This window comes from Shewanella sp. VK101 (assembly GCF_056497865.1).
This window is the reverse complement of sequence record NZ_CM151402.1, coordinates 512,916-528,481: the sequence shown is the minus strand read 5'-3', so window position 1 is coordinate 528,481 and position 15,566 is coordinate 512,916. Positions and strand designations below refer to the sequence as shown.

Here is a 15,566-nt window from a genome sequence, read left to right as displayed (position 1 = left end):
CTTATATCCAAACTACTGCTATGAGAGTGGCACTGCAGCCCAAAAGGGCACCGGCCAAGATATCGAGAGGGTAGTGAACACCGAGAAACACTCTGGAAACCCCAACCAGGCCAGCCCAGATAAATGCTGGCACTGCCAGCTGCGGGTAAATTTGCCATACCGCACTGGCAAACACGAAGGCACCCGCCGTATGGCCGGACGGCAGACTGAATTTGTCAGAGGGCTCAAAGCTGGCCCTGAAGCCCACCAGAACCTGATGACATGGGCGTTTACGGCGAATGGCATTTTTGAGTAACAGGTACAAAGGCAATTCCACTGCATACGCCAACAGCAACAAAGCGAAGAAGCGCTGTCCATCCTGCTCCAGCAACATAAGCAGCGCCAGACACAGGTAGAGCGGACCATTACCCGATGCAGAAAACTTGAGGGCGCTGGCTTCCAGATCATGTTTGCGGCCAAATTGTGTCAGCGCGCGAAAGGTTCGAAGATCGAGTTCAGCAAGGTAGGTAAACATGGCTGAGGCTCCTTCTGTGGACAGTAAGGAGCCGGGTCAAGGGCTCCAATCTGTGTAGCAGTAAAGAGCCTAGTCAAGGGGTGTGACGGACAGGTGACACCTGCCCTAAGCTTTTATGACATCAGGCAGTGACAGTAGCCCGGCCACGATAGATTTTGATCAAATGATAGATGTTGATACAAGCCACAAAAGCGTTCATCCCCGCTACCGGCCAGGCAGAAATAGCTGCACCGTAAATCACAAACAGGGTACAACCGGTAAAGTTGATCCAACGCAGCCAGATAATGTCCTTCATCATCAGTGAAATGGCCACCATGATGGAGGCAAAATAGCCAACGATTTCAACTGTATTAAGAGCTTCCATAAGGCACCTCATTAAGGCCCTCTGCCGTCCATAAGCCTGACGGGGGATCCGTGCCCCTAAAGCAGGTTAAAGTTAAGTAAGTTTGAATGGTGCCAATGCTAACAAAAGTCACAACAGAGTTGTAATAAAAATACGTTATTTAATGAGCCGCATCAAAAAACGCTGCATATATAGACAGGAGTTACGAAATATTACCACGCAAATGTTAACGGAGAGAAAATCCAGCAATACCGTGATTGATAACACTTTTCTTTTCAAGAATCCCTTATATACTGGCACTTAGTGCGTTATCCCGCGGTCTTGTCAGACCCCGCGGTTCAACAGGAGTGTAAATATGGAATACAACACCTCAGAACTTTGTGACATGTACCTGGATGTTGTCGATGTCGTCGAGCCCATGTTCAGCAACTACGGTGGCTGTAGTTCATTTGGCGGCTCCATTAGCACCATCAAGTGTTTCGAAGACAACGGCCTCATTCTCGATGTATTGCAGGACGATGGCGAAGGAAAGGTTCTGCTGGTAGACGGTGGTGGTTCTCTGCGCCGGGCGCTGATCGATGCCTCGATTGCCGAGGTTGCGGTCAACAACAACTGGGAAGGCATTATCGTTTACGGTAGCGTGCGCGATGTCGATGCCCTCGAAGAGCTGGATATAGGTATCCAGGCTTTGGCCTCCATTCCTGTTGGTGCCGATGGTAATGCCATTGGTGAAGTGGACATTCCGGTGAACTTCGGTGGTGTCACCTTCCTGCCGGGCGATCATATCTATGCCGATAACACTGGGGTGATTCTTTCTCCCGAACCTTTGGATATCGACTGATAACGACCTCTGCACAAAAGCCGGCCTCTGCCGGCTTTTTTGTTGCCTTTTGCTCAGCCTCGGCCAGAATAGAGGCTATTCTTGCCCCGTCAGAGAAAGGGATATTCTATGGAACTGCCGCTCTCCCCCATCACGCAAGCCAAGCTGGCTCAATCTTTCAGCCCCAGAGAAGGTGAAACCCGTCTGGGTCAGAAAGTGCGCCTGCTGCCAGGCGCGGCAAGCTATATGGAAGCGCTGACTCAGGCCAAAGCCGCAGGCGCCCGTTTTGCCATTATCGGAATCAAGGAGGACCTTGGGCCCAGGGCTAATCTAGGGCAAGGCGGTGCCAACCAGGCCTTTGACGCCATGTTGCCGGCGCTGCTTAATCTGCAGTCCAACCGCTTTTTAAGTGGTGAAGAATGCCTGCTGCTGGGGGAAATCACCCCGGTTGCCAATGCTGCCAATGATTGTCAGCAACTCAGACAAGAGGTGGAGTCTCTGGATCAGCAGGTCATCGAAGCCCTGACTCCGGTTTTTGCCGCCGGGCTTGAGCCCATCGTCATCGGCGGTGGCCACAACAACGCCTTTGGCTTACTCAGCGCCGCCCGGGCGGCATTATCCAAGCCGCTGGCGGCGGTCAATCTGGATCCTCATTCAGACTTCAGGTTGCGTGAAGGCCGCCACAGTGGCAATGGTTTCAGTTATGCCGCGGCCAACGGCGCCCTGGGGCATTATCACGTGCTCGGGCTGCATGAACTGAAAAACAGTGAAGCCAATCTGGAACAACTTACGGCATTTGGAGGCAGTTGGCACAGCCTGCAGCAGATTTGGGTACGTCGCGAGCTGAGTTTAGAACAGGCACTGAGCGACATTGCCCGCCAGCTGCGTCATACAGGTCTACCGGTCGCCATAGAGCTGGATCTGGATGCCATAACCCAGATGCCATCCAGTGCCTCAACCGTTGCCGGTATTCCGTTGTTGGATGCGGCACATTACGTCAGCCATATGGCGCGCCACACCCCAAGTGTTTATCTGCATCTGGCCGAAGGCGCCCCGGCATGCCACGACGCAGGTTTAGCCGCCGGCTACAAGGCCGTCGGTCAGTGCCTTGCCGAACTGATTTACGCCTATCTACAGGCCAAACAGGTCTGAACACTGCCACACTCTTTTCGCTTTAGCACCGCCAAGCTTGCCCGTGCTCAAATAGGCAGGACGGCTTAGCGAAGTTCAGCCGCAATAGGGAATACTATGGCGGCTGGGGCTATTCACCCCCGGCGGATATTGTGGTCTAATGCGCAGTCTGGCCTGGGGGCCAACAGCATTTTTTACTGCGGCGATCACAGCTTGGCCGCGCAAAGATTCAGCAAGCTGTACCAATAGCTTACACTCGCTGCACTACGAGCTAGTCATAGGAATACACTGATGTCTGAAGACTCACCAAAGAGTACACATTTCGGGTATAAAACTGTCGAAGCCGATAAGAAGGCCGACCTGGTAGCCGGAGTCTTCCATTCCGTTGCCACTAAATACGACATCATGAACGATGTTGCTTCTTTTGGTATCCATAGATTCTGGAAACGCTTCACCATTGAGTGCGCCGGTGCCCGTCCGGGAATGAAGGTGTTGGATCTGGCCGGTGGTACCGGTGATTTGACCGCCAAGTTCTCTCACCTGGTGGGTGACAAGGGTCAGGTTATCCTGGCGGATATCAATGATTCCATGCTCAAAGTCGGTCGCAGCAAGCTGCGCGACAAGGGCATAGTGGGCAACGTCAGTTATGTACAGGCCAACGCCGAAGCACTGCCCTTCCCGGACAATCACTTCGATATCATCACCATCGCCTTTGGCCTGCGTAATGTGACCGACAAAGACGCGGCGCTGCGCTCCATGCAACGTGTGCTCAAGCCAGGCGGTAAGTTGTTGGTATTGGAGTTTTCCAAGCCACAGCATGAGATCATGCGTAAGGCCTACGATCTGTATTCATTCAAGATCCTGCCAAAGATGGGTCAGCTGGTTGCCAAAGATGCCGACAGCTACGAATACCTAGCCGAGTCCATCCGTATGCACCCGGATCAGGAAACCCTGAAACAGATGATGCAAGATGCCGGCCTGGAGCAGGTGGATTACATCAATATGACCGACGGCGTAGTGGCTCTGCACCGAGGCTATAAGTTCTGAAATGAATGAGCTGAGCCTGACATCCCAGTGGCGGCTGCTGTGCTGCGCCGCTCTGGAGATGGCGCTAGAGAAAGTCACCGACCAAGCCGAGGGCGAATATGCCCGGTTGAAATCGCTGCACGGTAAAGTCCTGTGTCTGCAACTCAGTCAACTGAACTGGCCGCTTTATTTAGTGTTTGCCAAAAAAATTCAGGTGCTTTCCAGCTATGAAGGTGAGGCAGCGGTCACCGTCAAAGCCGATGCCACCACCCTCTACCGCCTGGGCGAAGGCGAAAGCCTCACCGAGCTTATCAAACAAGATAAGCTGGTAATCGAAGGGGAACTCGCCTTGCTGCAAACATTCAGCCATTTTCTGCAGCAGGTCAGGTTTGACTTTGCCGAGCCTTTGTCCCGGTATCTGGGCGATGCCCCGACTCATATATTGTTAAGTGGTCTGCAGCGAGCCAAGGCAGATTTAAGCCGGGTTTTTAACAAGACCCAATCCCATCTGGCGCAATTAACCACCGAAGAGTACAGATTAGCCCCTCATCGGCTTGAATTTATTCACCATTGCGACAAAATTGACGAGCTTGGGGCCGCCACGGACGCTCTGGAACAACGACTCGCCAATTTGAAGGACAAGAAAAGCCCATGAGTTTCGCCAGTATCAAGAGAGGATATCAGGTTATCAGCATTGCCCTGCATTATGGTTTGGACGAGCTGTTGCCGAAAAAGTTGACCCCTTGGTACTTCAAACTCTGGCGCCGTAGTCTGTTCTGGCTGCGTAACAAACATAAATCCAAGGCCGGTGGTGAACGGCTGAAACTGGCCATGCAAGAGTTGGGGCCGGTTTATATCAAGTTCGGCCAGATGCTCTCCACCCGTCGCGATCTGCTCAGCGATGAATGGGCCCATGAATTGGCCATGTTGCAGGACAGAGTCCCGCCATTTGACTCCAAGCTGGCGCGGGAAGCCATTGAAGCCGAACTCAAGGCCCCCATAGAAACCCTGTTTGACGACTTTGACGATACCCCGCTGGCCTCGGCATCAATTTCCCAAGTGCACACGGCAACGCTCAAGTCCAACGGCAAGCCTGTGGTTCTCAAGGTATTACGCCCCAATGTAGAGCAAAACATTCTCGCCGACCTGCAGCTGATGAGCCAGAGTGCCAATCTGCTGGAAACCATTCTCGGCCCGGATAATCGCCTGCGCCCGGCCGAAGTGGTGGAAGACTACCGCACTACCATTCTGGGAGAGCTCAACCTTAAACTGGAAGCGCTCAACACGGTCAAGCTGCGCAACAATTTTATCGACTCCAACGCCCTCTATATTCCCTATGTTTATGAAGAGCTGTGCTATCCAAGGCTGATGGTGATGGAGCGCATCGAGGGGATCCCGGTTTCGGACGTTGCCGCGCTCAAGGCCCAGGGTACCAACCTCAAGCTACTGGCCGAGCGTGGGGTGGAACTCTTCTTTACCCAGGTATTTCGCGATAACTTTTTCCACGCCGACATGCACCCGGGCAACATCTTTATTTCCCGCGAGCACCCGGAAGATCCTTTCTATATTGGTCTGGACTGCGGCATCATGGGAACGCTCAACGACACGGATAAACGCTATCTGGCGGAAAACTTCCTTGCCTTCTTTAACCGTGATTACCGCCGTATCGCCCAGCTGTATGTGGAATCAGGTTGGGTTTCGGCCGATACCGACATTCAGGCCTTCGAGCAAGCAGTCAAAGTGGTGTGTGAACCTATGTTCAACAAGCCGCTGGATGAGATCTCCTTCGGCCATGTGCTGCTGGAACTGTTCCGTACCGCTCGCCGCTTCCACATAGTGGTACAGCCACAGCTGGTCTTGCTGGAAAAGACCTTGCTCTATATCGAAGGCTTGGGACGTCAGCTCTATCCTCAGTTGGATCTGTGGCAAACGGCCAAGCCTTTCCTCGAACAGTGGATGGCCGAACAGGTCGGTCCAAAGGCAATGTTCAAAAAAGTGCAAACACAATTGCCCTTCTGGTCTGATAAACTTCCAGAGTTTCCGGAGCTGATATATGACAATCTGAAGCTGGGGCGAAATCTCCTTGGAGCTCAGCAGCAGATGTTGGACAAATATCTGAAGCACCAGCAGAAAGCGCACAAGAGCAATTATTTGTTAATCACATCCGCAATTTTGTTGATCTGTGGCACGATTTCACTCAGTCAGGACGCTACACTGTGGCCTTCCTATGTCAGTATGGGAGCCGGAGCAATCCTGTGGTTTATTGGATGGCGATCCAGGCCCAAAATTAAGAAATTTTAATTAGTACATTTTAATTAAAGGTTCATAATTGAACCAAGATTATCTAAGAGGAAACCTTCATGGGTGGTATCAGTATTTGGCAACTTCTCATCATCGCGTTAATTGTAGTGCTGCTGTTCGGCACCAAGAAGCTGCGTTCACTGGGCGGCGACCTCGGCGGAGCAGTCAAGGGATTCAAGAACGCCATGTCCAGTGACGATGACAAGAAGGCCATCGAGGACACTTCTGCACAGAACACTCAGGCAGACCCCAAAGCACAGGCGGCTGATAAGAAGCCAGAGTCCAAGGACAAAGAACAGGCGTAATTCCCTATGTTCGATGGTATCGGCTTTATGGAGCTGCTGCTCATCGGGGTATTGGGGCTGGTCGTTCTCGGCCCCGAACGTCTCCCGGTAGCGGTACGTTCAATTACCGGTTGGATCCGTGCCATGAAACGCATGGCCAATTCGGTCAAAGATGAACTTGAGCAGGAGCTCAAGATCGAGCAGTTACATGCAGACCTGAAGAAGGCCGAGAGCAAGGGCCTCAGCAATCTGTCTCCCGAACTGCAGGAGTCTATCGACCAACTGAGAGAGGCGGCCCAATCGGTCAACCGTCCTTATCAGGTTGAAGACAGCAAATCTCCAGCCCAGGAAGCACCCAAGGCAGAAGCCGCTGTCGAGGAGAAGACACCTGCCACCGAGACGGCTCCCAAGCCGACAGGTACTGACACTAAATAATGGGTAAAGCATGTCGCAACAGCAGCCATTAATCAGCCACTTGCTGGAACTGCGCACTAAACTGCTCAGAGCTATAGCAAGTGTGCTCATCGTGTTTATCGCCCTGGTTTACTGGGCAAACGACATCTATCACTACATGGCGATCCCATTGATGCAGTCACTGCCGGATACCGGCAGCATGATTGCAACGGATGTGGCCGCACCGTTTTTCGCTCCCTTTAAACTGACGCTGGTACTGTCTTTTTTCATTGCTGTACCCTATGTGCTGTATCAGATCTGGTCCTTTGTTGCGCCCGGACTGTATAAACATGAAAAACGTCTGGTAGTCCCGCTATTGTTCAGCAGTACTCTGCTATTTTATTTGGGGATCGCCTTTGCCTACTATGTGGTGTTCCCGGTTGTATTCGGTTTCTTTACCAGTGTGGCTCCGGAAGGGGTTCAGGTTGCGACCGATATCAGCAGTTATTTGAGCTTTATTCTGAAGCTGTTCTTTGCCTTTGGTTTGGCATTCGAGATCCCGGTCGCCGTGATTTTGCTGTGCTGGGCCGGTGTCACCACTCCGGAAGACCTAAGAGCCAAACGCCCCTATATCGTTGTCGGCGCTTTTGTGGTGGGCATGTTACTGACACCTCCGGATGTTATTTCTCAGACTATGCTGGCCGTGCCAATGCTGTTATTGTTTGAGGGCGGACTCTTGGCTGCCCGTTTTTACAGCAAGGCTTCGGATGAATCAGACGAGGACGAGACCGAAGAAAAGCAAGCGTAATCAGCGGGCAGCAAGGGTAAAAACAAGAATAAAAGAAGGATGATATTCATGCGTTTAACCTGGATTGCTGCCTCTACTGCTGCACTGCTTTGTTTTCAGGCTCAGGCCGGAATAGAACAGCAATTGGCTCAGTGTGCCTCCCTATCTGACAAGCTTGACCGGCTCATCTGTTACGATGAGCTGGCTGCCAAAGTCACCCATGCAAAAGTCACCCCTACAGAGGCTGCAGTGGTTGCCGCTGCGCCTGCGGCCAAGAGTGTCCAGGCCGATCCTGTGGCCGACTTCGGTGCCGACAACCTGGAATCCACTATCCAGGCCAGCAAGAAAAACGAAGTTGCGAAGATTTTCCTGACCATCAGCAAGGTCGGTAAAGACCCCTATGGTGCCCTCAAGATCAGCTTCAGTAACGGTCAGGTTTGGAAACAAACCGACAGCCGCAATTTCCGCCTGGAATCCGGGCAGAAAGTTTATATCGAAAAAGCCGCCTTAGGCTCATTCCTGTTGGGAACTGAAGGGCGCAACAGCACTATCAGGGTCAAGCGTCTGCAGTGAATCAATACCTGGATATCGCTGTCAATCTGATTGGCAGCCACCTGGAACAAGATCTCAATCGAGTTATCAATGAAGCGGCGGACCAAGGTGTCTCGCCGCTTATCCTTATTGGCAGCCATCTGGATGAAAGCCGAAGTTGCATCCAGGTTTGCCGACAATACCCCAAAAAAATCTACACCACAGCTGGTGTCCACCCCCATCATGCCAGCCAGTGGCAGACAGAGAGCGCCGCCGAACTGAGGCAACTGGCCAGGCAACCTGGAGTCGTTGCCATAGGGGAATGCGGTCTGGACTACAACAGGGACTTTTCGCCGCGCCGGCAGCAGCGCCAGGCTTTTGAGGCCCAGTTGACACTGGCGGCAGAACTACAATACCCGGTACTGATGCACCAGCGCGATGCCCATGATGACTTTTTGGCTATTTTGGACGACTATCTGGAAGCACTACCGGCGGCGCTACTGCACTGCTTTACCGACGGCCCCAAACAGGCCGAGGACTATATTGCCAGAGATCTGTACCTGGGCGTGACAGGTTGGGTTTGTGATGAACGCCGGGGGCAGGACTTGGTAAACGCCCTGCCCTTGATCCCGGATAACAGATTATTGCTGGAAACCGACAGTCCCTATCTACTGCCACGCAGCATGAGACCCAAGCCCAAATCCGGCCGCAATGAGCCCAAATATCTGCCTTATATAGCCCAGGCTGTCGCCGACATCCGCGGTCAGTCGCTGGACAGTCTGGCACGCCAGTGCTATAGCAACAGCTTGCGTTTCTTTAAGCTGGAGAGCACCCATGGCTAATGCTTACTCTGTACTGCTGCTCTTCTGTAGTTTGCTATCTCTGGCGGTTAACGCCGAGCCCAGCGTCGAAGTTTCAGCCTCAAAGGGGCTGGATTCGGACTTGCGCCCCAGTGCCCGAGTAACAGAGCAAGGCCCAGATAGTCGCCTCAGCCAGGTGCTCAACCTGCCGGATTCAGCCTGGCACCCAGCGAATGACTACAGCTTTGTCGACATGGGAACCGATGGCCTCTGGTTCAACTTTAGCCTCTACGCCGATGAACCCGGCAGTTTCAACAGAATATTGGCCTTCAATAACCCCAGTATGGACAGGCTGGAGGTTTACCACTACGTCAATGGTCGTCTCAAACGTCAGTTGACTCTGGGAGATACCCAACCCTTTGGCCACAGAAGCATATTGAGTACCGACTTCCTCTACGCCTTTGACATCAGGCAGCAGGAACAGCACCAATTTTGGTTGAAGCTGACCACGGCCGGCAGCAGCTATCTGCCTATTCACCTCTGGGAGCCATACGCGCTACTGCAAAGCCATGAAACCCGCAATATGCTCAATGGCATACAGTTAGGTGCCCTGGCCGCTATAGGCTTGTTTGCACTGTTCATTGCAGTGACTACCCGCTCCTTCAGTTACAGCTATTACGCCGGTTATGTGCTCACAATGACCCTATTGGTTGCCTGCATCAATGGCACGGCATTTCGCTACCTATGGCCCAATGTGCCACAGTTGCAACAGTATGTGATCCCTTTGTTGGTTCCTCTGGTTATCGCCTTTGGGATCCTCTTTACCGAGAAGGTATTACAGCTCAAATATCACAGCATTCGCATGTTGAGGGCCTGTCGCTACACGGCGGCCTGCGCCATACTGCTGATGTTCGCGACTGTGCTTATCGATTATGCACTCGCCATCTATATTGAGATAATCTCAGTGATGTCAGTGAGTTTAATGTTGCTGATTTTCAGTATCCTGCAAGCGATGCGTGGCAATAAACTCGCCAAGCTCTACACCGTCTCCTGGAGTGGAATGACGCTGGGGATCTTCGTCTCCTGTCTCATGTATCTGGGTCTTATCAAACTGCCCTTGATGCCACAAACGCCAGTGTTATTGGGGCTCACTTTCGAAGTGGTGTTTATGGCAGCAGTGCTGGCAATACGCTACAACGATGAGCGCAAGGCCAAGCAAAGAATTCAGCAGGAAGCCCTGAAACAGGCAGAGCGGATCCGCGAAGCCAGGGAAGAAACCCTGAGGATGGAAGCCGAGAGCAACGAGAAGCTGGAGCGTATGGTGCAAGAGCGCACTCTGGAGCTGGAAATCGCGCTCAGAGAGCTGAACGAAGCCAACCAGAAGCTCACCGAGCAGGCCACAATAGACAGCCTTACCGGAGTTAAAAATCGTTCCACCTTCGACAAGCGTCTGCAGGCCGAAGGGCGGATCAGCCGTCGGCAACAGACGCCGCTGGCACTGCTGATGCTGGACATAGACAGGTTCAAGACCATTAACGACAAACATGGCCATCTGGCCGGCGATCAAACCCTTAAGAGTATTGCCGATACCCTCAAGAATATCCTCAGGCGTCCAAGTGATCTGGTATCACGTTTTGGCGGTGAGGAGTTTGCTATTATATTGCCCAATACTGATACTAGCGGGGCCTTGAGAGTGGCAGAACAGATACGTCACGCCATCTCGGCCTTGGATGTCAGTTGGGATAAACAGACTATCCCTCTGACGGCAAGTATCGGCGTCAGCGTCGCCATCATAGAGTCGGACATGCACATCACCCAGTTGCTGGAGCAAGCCGACAAGGCGCTGTATCGTGCCAAGAATTCAGGTAGGGATCGGGTCTACGCCTTCGATCCCGAGCAAGATACCCTTTCAGATCCAGCCAGGAGCCCAAAGTGAACATAATTACCAGTGCCTACCCACAGCGTCGTATGCGCCGTATGCGCAAGCATGAGTTCAGCCGCCGCCTGATGGCTGAAAACCAGTTGACGGTCAATGACCTCATCTACCCCATGTTTGTGCTCGAAGGCAACAAACGTACCGAGTCGGTGGCCTCCATGCCAGGCGTTGAGCGTTACAGCATAGATCTGCTGCTCAAGGAAGCCGAAGAGCTGGTAGAGCTGGGGATCCCCTTGATTGCCCTATTCCCCGTCACGCCGGCGGAGAAAAAGTCCCTGATGGCCGAAGAAGCCTACAATCCCGATGGTTTAGTGCAAAGGGCCGTTCGTGAGCTCAAGGCAGAGTTCCCTCAGCTGGGCGTGATGACAGATGTCGCGCTGGACCCCTACACCACTCATGGACAGGACGGCATCATCGATGAGACAGGTTATATTATCAATGACGTCACTACTGAAATTCTGGTGAAGCAGGCGCTGTCCCACGCCGCTGCCGGTGCCGATATGGTGGCTCCTTCAGACATGATGGATGGTCGCATAGGCGCCATACGTCAGGCACTCGAAGCCGCCGGCCATGTCAACACCCAGATCATGGCCTACAGCGCCAAGTATTCTTCTAACTATTATGGCCCCTTCCGCGATGCAGTCGGCTCTGCAGGCAACCTCAAAGGCGGCAACAAACACAGTTATCAAATGGATCCGGCCAACTCGGACGAAGCACTTCATGAAGTCGCCCTAGATATCCAGGAAGGTGCCGATATGGTAATGGTGAAGCCAGGCATGCCCTATCTGGATATAGTGCGCAGAGTCAAAACCGAGCTGGGTGTACCAACCTTCGCCTATCAGGTCAGCGGTGAATACGCCATGCATATGGCAGCAATTCAAAACGGCTGGCTGGCAGAAAAAGCCATAGTGATGGAATCTCTGTTGTGCTTCAAACGCGCAGGCGCCGATGGCATTCTCACTTACTTTGCCAAGCAAGCCGCCCAATGGTTGAAAGACGCCAAGTAAATTGAACTCCAAAGCCGCCTTCAAGGCGGCTTTTTTGTATTTGCCCCATTCCCGGTATGAGTTAATTCCCCCGCTGACTCCCCTGTTGGTTCAGATCAAAATTATTTAGTGATCTTGCTAACATACATAGTGTTTGTCTCTTTGCCATATCCCTCACCAATGGTTGAATCAGGGTATGGAGTCACCCCACCCGAGGTAGTATGATGCACCAGAATGTAAAAGCGTTACTCGCCACCACCGCGTTATTCTTCAGTTGCCAGGTTATGGCCAATGGCGGTTGTGGTTTCGAAGACAAACAGGAAGGCTTTATCGCCACCTGCAGCGAGGAGAAACAGGAAGTGATCTTAACGGGCGCAGTCGAAGCACAGAAACTGGTGACAGAATTACCCGAATTCAGCAGTGGCTACCAGAGTTATCAGGTAGAGACAGATGCCTTGGCTCCAATAAAAGCCGTCGATAAAGCTACAGAAATTGTAGTCATCATAGGTACCTGGTGCCCGGACTGCCACAGAGAAACACCACGCTTTATCCGTATCATGGAGCAAGTGGCCAACCCTAATATCCAGGTGCGTTATATCGGGGTAGATCGCCAGAAAAAGGATCCGGAGGGCCTGGCCGCCCAATATGACTTCCAGCGGATCCCAACCTTTATTGTGCTTCAGGATGGCAAAGAGATTGGCCGTATTGTTGAACGCCCGGAAGTCTCTCTGGAGCAGGATCTGGCCAAGATCCTTAAGTAATCTTTCAAGCCACTAGGCCGGGTAACCTATGGTGCACTCGGGCCGTAGCAGCCAAAAATGAGAAAAGGACCTGGTGAAGGTCCTTTTTACTGTGCCGGTGCTAAAGACTGCCTTTTGGCCAACATCTGCAACACCCCTTCGCGCAAAGCGCCGCCGGATAAATGCAGGCGTTCAATACCCAGCAGTTCAAACAGCGCCAGCAGAATAGCGATACCAGATGCAAAGGTCGGTGCCCGCTCGGGACACAGGCCGCTGATCCCATTCAGAGTCAGGCTCTCCTGAGCCAATAACTCCTGCTTCAGTGATTCCAATACCGTCAGGGTCAGAGTTTCCGATTCCTGCCTGTGTTGCAACACTTCAACCACTGACTGTACTGCTCCGGAAGCACCGACCACCGAATGCCAGCCCAGCGCTTTCAAAGTCGATTTGTGTTCAGCCAAGGCCAGATCCACCCTGTCTCGCACATCGTCAAAGTCCAGCGGTTGCAGGGGAGCTGAGGTGAAAAAGCATTGATTGTAGGTGACACAGCCTATGGGCAGGCTGGTTTTAAACAGCACCTTTTCACCGTCACCCACAATAAACTCGGTACTGGCGCCACCTATATCTATCACCAGGCGTCGCCCTTCACCATGAGTGGTCGCCACCATGCCTTGATAGATAAGTTCGGCTTCGCGCATACCACAGATGATCTCTATCGGGTGACCTAATATTTGCAAAGCACGACGATTGAATTCATCGGCATTGCTGATACAGCGAAGGGTTGCGGTAGCAATGACGGCCACATTGGCATCATCGACTTGATGCTCGACGAGCATATTGGCAAACATGGCCAGGCAATCGAGGCCACGTTCGAATGCCGCCAGGTTGAGACTGCCATCGGCCTCGATTCCCTCGGCCAACCTCACCTTACGTTTGTATTTGGCGAGAACCTTGGGCTGGCCGCCGACAGTGCGGGCAACCAGCATATTGAAGCTATTGGAGCCAAGGGTTATGGCTGCGTAGGCGGGTTTCGGCATTCAGGAATGTCTGCGGGTCCTGTCGTGACGAGGCGGACGACCGCCGCTACGATGGGCTCCCTGAGGACGTCCCTGGCCACGATCACGGGTATTACGTGGTCCGGCATGCTTACGATGAATACGAACCGGTGCTGGAATATCATCGAGCAAGGCTTCGGCATCGTAAGAGGTTACCGGAATCGAGTGCTTGATATAGTCTTCGATAGCCGGCAGGTTGAGGGCGTATTCTTCACAGGCAAAGCTGACTGAAACCCCTTTGGCACCGGCACGTCCGGTACGACCGATACGGTGAACATAGTCTTCACAGTCATCAGGCAGGTCGAAGTTATAGACATGGGACACATCAGAAATATGCAGGCCACGGGCCGCTACGTCTGTGGCCACCAAAATATCCAGATCACCCTTGGTGAACAACTCCAGGATCTTAAGACGTTTCTTCTGCGGCACATCACCGGTCAGCAGACCGACTCTGTGACCATCACCTTCGAGCCAGCCCCAGAGGTTCTCACACTGATGCTTGGTGTTGGCAAAGACTATCGCCTTATCCGGCCAATCTTCTTCAATCAGGGTAAGCAACAGTGGGATCTTGTCCTTCATCGAAGGATAGAACAGCTCTTCCTTGATGTTTTTTGAGGTCTTCTCTTCCGGTGCAATTTCGACTTTGACCGGATCATTCATATGATCATAAGCCAGCTCCTGCACCTTCATCGACAGGGTTGCCGAGAACAGCATGTTGAGCCTGTCTTTGGCATCCGGCATGCGGCGGAACAGGAAGCGAATGTCCTTGATAAAGCCCAGATCGAACATGCGATCCGCTTCATCCAACACTACGGCCTGAATGGCACTGAGGTTGATAACCCCTTGACGCACGTAATCTATGATACGTCCTGTAGTACCAATCAGGATATCCACGCCCTTGTCCAGCACCTTGCGCTGGGCATCATAGCCTTCGCCACCATAGACAATCCCCACCTTGAGTTTGGTGTGTTTGGACAGCAAGGTGGCATCTTTGGCTATCTGAATCGCCAATTCCCGGGTTGGTGCCATGATGATGGCTCTGGGCTGATTAAGTTGGCGTTCTGCGGGGATGTCGGTAGAAAGTAAGTGGTTAAAAGTTGCTACCAGAAAGGCCAGGGTCTTGCCCGTACCTGTCTGCGCCTGACCGGCGATATCTTTACCCTGCAAAAGTACCGGCAGGGAAAGCGCCTGAATAGGCGTACAATATTCGAAACCGTTTTCTGCAAGTGCCTGAATTACTTCAGGATGGAGTGGCAGTTCGGCAAATTTTTGTTGGGATAAATGTGTTTCGCTCATAGCGCAAGCATACCAGTTAGGGTTGCAATAAGATACTCGATCGTTTGAAATAGCGACAAGAAAAAAACGGTGACTTGAATTGCCGTTAATCCAACCCAATATACAGGTTAAGCCATTAACAGACCAGCAATGGCAACCCAACTGGAGAACATCATGAGCGATAAAATTGTGTACCTGAGCGACGACAGCTTTGAAAATGACGTCCTGAAATCAGAACTGCCTGTATTGGTAGACTTCTGGGCCGAGTGGTGTGGCCCATGCAAGATGATCGCTCCAATCCTGGACGATGTTGCCGAAGAATACGCCGGCAAACTAACCATCGCCAAATTGAACATAGATCAGAACAACGCTTCACCTGTTAAATACGGTGTTCGCAGTATCCCTACTCTGCTGTTGTTCAAAAACGGTGAACTGGTTGCCAATCAGGTTGGCGCCCTGTCCAAGACTCAGTTGAAAGAGTTCATCGACGCCCAGATTTGATCACTCAAATCAAATAAGTGACACCCGGCACGCCCCGAAATAAAAATGTGCCGGGTTCAGTTAAACTTCTGGACGCCCTGTCCTGATAGTGCTACTTTAATAACCAGATTCTTTCTACTAACCCACTTCTCGCTGTTCAATCA

18 protein-coding genes are annotated in these 15,566 nt (G+C 52.3%); 14 read left to right on the top strand and 4 right to left on the bottom strand.

The window, feature by feature from the left end; genetic code table 11:
• Position 1: 1 nt before the first annotated feature.
• Both ACSHSR_RS02450 and ACSHSR_RS02445 read right to left on the bottom strand, forming a co-directional pair.
• Positions 2 to 514, bottom strand: a complete 513-nt coding sequence (locus ACSHSR_RS02450; protein WP_025011575.1) for a phosphatase PAP2 family protein — start codon at positions 512 to 514, stop codon at positions 2 to 4.
• A 121-nt stretch (positions 515 to 635) separates the two neighbouring features.
• A complete protein-coding gene (locus ACSHSR_RS02445; RefSeq protein ID WP_028781361.1) occupies positions 636 to 878 on the bottom strand; it encodes a YgjV family protein in 243 nt (80 codons plus the stop codon).
• A 334-nt stretch (positions 879 to 1,212) separates the two neighbouring features.
• Between ACSHSR_RS02445 and rraA the strand changes: the two genes are divergently transcribed.
• From rraA to ACSHSR_RS02380, 13 genes are all read left to right on the top strand, one after another.
• Positions 1,213 to 1,698, top strand: a complete 486-nt coding sequence (gene rraA, locus ACSHSR_RS02440) for a ribonuclease E activity regulator RraA (RefSeq protein WP_025011574.1) — start codon at positions 1,213 to 1,215, stop codon at positions 1,696 to 1,698.
• 108 nt (positions 1,699 to 1,806) lie between these two features.
• Complete coding sequence (locus ACSHSR_RS02435) at positions 1,807 to 2,829, top strand: formimidoylglutamase (RefSeq protein ID WP_479631216.1); 1,023 nt, start codon at positions 1,807 to 1,809, stop codon at positions 2,827 to 2,829.
• Between the two features lie 270 nt (positions 2,830 to 3,099).
• Positions 3,100 to 3,855 (top strand): bifunctional demethylmenaquinone methyltransferase/2-methoxy-6-polyprenyl-1,4-benzoquinol methylase UbiE, encoded by a 756-nt coding sequence (gene ubiE, locus ACSHSR_RS02430; protein ID WP_025011572.1) that lies wholly within the window; start codon positions 3,100 to 3,102, stop codon positions 3,853 to 3,855.
• Between the two features lies 1 nt (position 3,856).
• A complete protein-coding gene (locus tag ACSHSR_RS02425; protein WP_479631215.1) occupies positions 3,857 to 4,489 on the top strand; it encodes a ubiquinone biosynthesis accessory factor UbiJ in 633 nt (210 codons plus the stop codon).
• The gene (gene ubiB / locus ACSHSR_RS02420) at positions 4,486 to 6,135 is read left to right on the top strand and encodes a ubiquinone biosynthesis regulatory protein kinase UbiB (RefSeq protein WP_025011571.1); all 1,650 of its coding nucleotides are present in this window, start codon (positions 4,486 to 4,488) and stop codon (positions 6,133 to 6,135) included. The genes ACSHSR_RS02425 and ubiB overlap by 4 nt, the downstream gene beginning before the upstream one ends.
• Before the next feature lie 59 nt (positions 6,136 to 6,194).
• Entirely contained in the window at positions 6,195 to 6,440 is a 246-nt protein-coding gene (tatA, locus tag ACSHSR_RS02415; RefSeq protein ID WP_028781364.1) for a Sec-independent protein translocase subunit TatA, read from the top strand.
• 6 nt (positions 6,441 to 6,446) lie between these two features.
• Positions 6,447 to 6,854, top strand: coding sequence for a Sec-independent protein translocase protein TatB (gene tatB, locus ACSHSR_RS02410; protein WP_028781365.1), 408 nt, complete (start codon positions 6,447 to 6,449; stop codon positions 6,852 to 6,854).
• A 10-nt stretch (positions 6,855 to 6,864) separates the two neighbouring features.
• Positions 6,865 to 7,620 carry a twin-arginine translocase subunit TatC gene (tatC, locus tag ACSHSR_RS02405; RefSeq protein WP_025011570.1) on the top strand — a complete coding sequence of 252 codons (756 nt, stop codon included), beginning with the start codon at positions 6,865 to 6,867 and terminating at the stop codon, positions 7,618 to 7,620.
• Between the two features lie 48 nt (positions 7,621 to 7,668).
• Positions 7,669 to 8,172 carry a hypothetical protein gene (locus ACSHSR_RS02400; protein ID WP_479631214.1) on the top strand — a complete coding sequence of 168 codons (504 nt, stop codon included), beginning with the start codon at positions 7,669 to 7,671 and terminating at the stop codon, positions 8,170 to 8,172.
• Complete coding sequence (locus tag ACSHSR_RS02395; protein WP_109247129.1) at positions 8,169 to 8,972, top strand: TatD family hydrolase; 804 nt, start codon at positions 8,169 to 8,171, stop codon at positions 8,970 to 8,972. Before ACSHSR_RS02400 ends, ACSHSR_RS02395 begins: the two co-directional genes overlap by 4 nt.
• A complete protein-coding gene (locus tag ACSHSR_RS02390) occupies positions 8,965 to 10,866 on the top strand; it encodes a sensor domain-containing diguanylate cyclase (protein ID WP_123117031.1) in 1,902 nt (633 codons plus the stop codon). The genes ACSHSR_RS02395 and ACSHSR_RS02390 overlap by 8 nt, the downstream gene beginning before the upstream one ends.
• Positions 10,863 to 11,873 (top strand): porphobilinogen synthase, encoded by a 1,011-nt coding sequence (gene hemB, locus ACSHSR_RS02385; protein ID WP_025011566.1) that lies wholly within the window; start codon positions 10,863 to 10,865, stop codon positions 11,871 to 11,873. The genes ACSHSR_RS02390 and hemB overlap by 4 nt, the downstream gene beginning before the upstream one ends.
• A gap of 203 nt (positions 11,874 to 12,076) precedes the next feature.
• Positions 12,077 to 12,613, top strand: coding sequence for a thioredoxin family protein (locus ACSHSR_RS02380; protein ID WP_028781367.1), 537 nt, complete (start codon positions 12,077 to 12,079; stop codon positions 12,611 to 12,613).
• Between the two features lie 86 nt (positions 12,614 to 12,699).
• Here ACSHSR_RS02380 and ACSHSR_RS02375 read toward each other — a convergent pair whose 3' ends face one another.
• Both ACSHSR_RS02375 and rhlB read right to left on the bottom strand, forming a co-directional pair.
• Positions 12,700 to 13,629, bottom strand: coding sequence for a Ppx/GppA phosphatase family protein (locus ACSHSR_RS02375; RefSeq protein ID WP_144168506.1), 930 nt, complete (start codon positions 13,627 to 13,629; stop codon positions 12,700 to 12,702).
• A complete protein-coding gene (gene rhlB / locus ACSHSR_RS02370) occupies positions 13,630 to 14,943 on the bottom strand; it encodes an ATP-dependent RNA helicase RhlB (protein ID WP_025011564.1) in 1,314 nt (437 codons plus the stop codon).
• 153 nt (positions 14,944 to 15,096) lie between these two features.
• On the opposite strand from rhlB, the gene trxA reads away from it, so the two are divergent.
• The gene (trxA, locus tag ACSHSR_RS02365) at positions 15,097 to 15,423 is read left to right on the top strand and encodes a thioredoxin TrxA (protein WP_025011563.1); all 327 of its coding nucleotides are present in this window, start codon (positions 15,097 to 15,099) and stop codon (positions 15,421 to 15,423) included.
• Positions 15,424 to 15,566 lie beyond the last annotated feature (143 nt).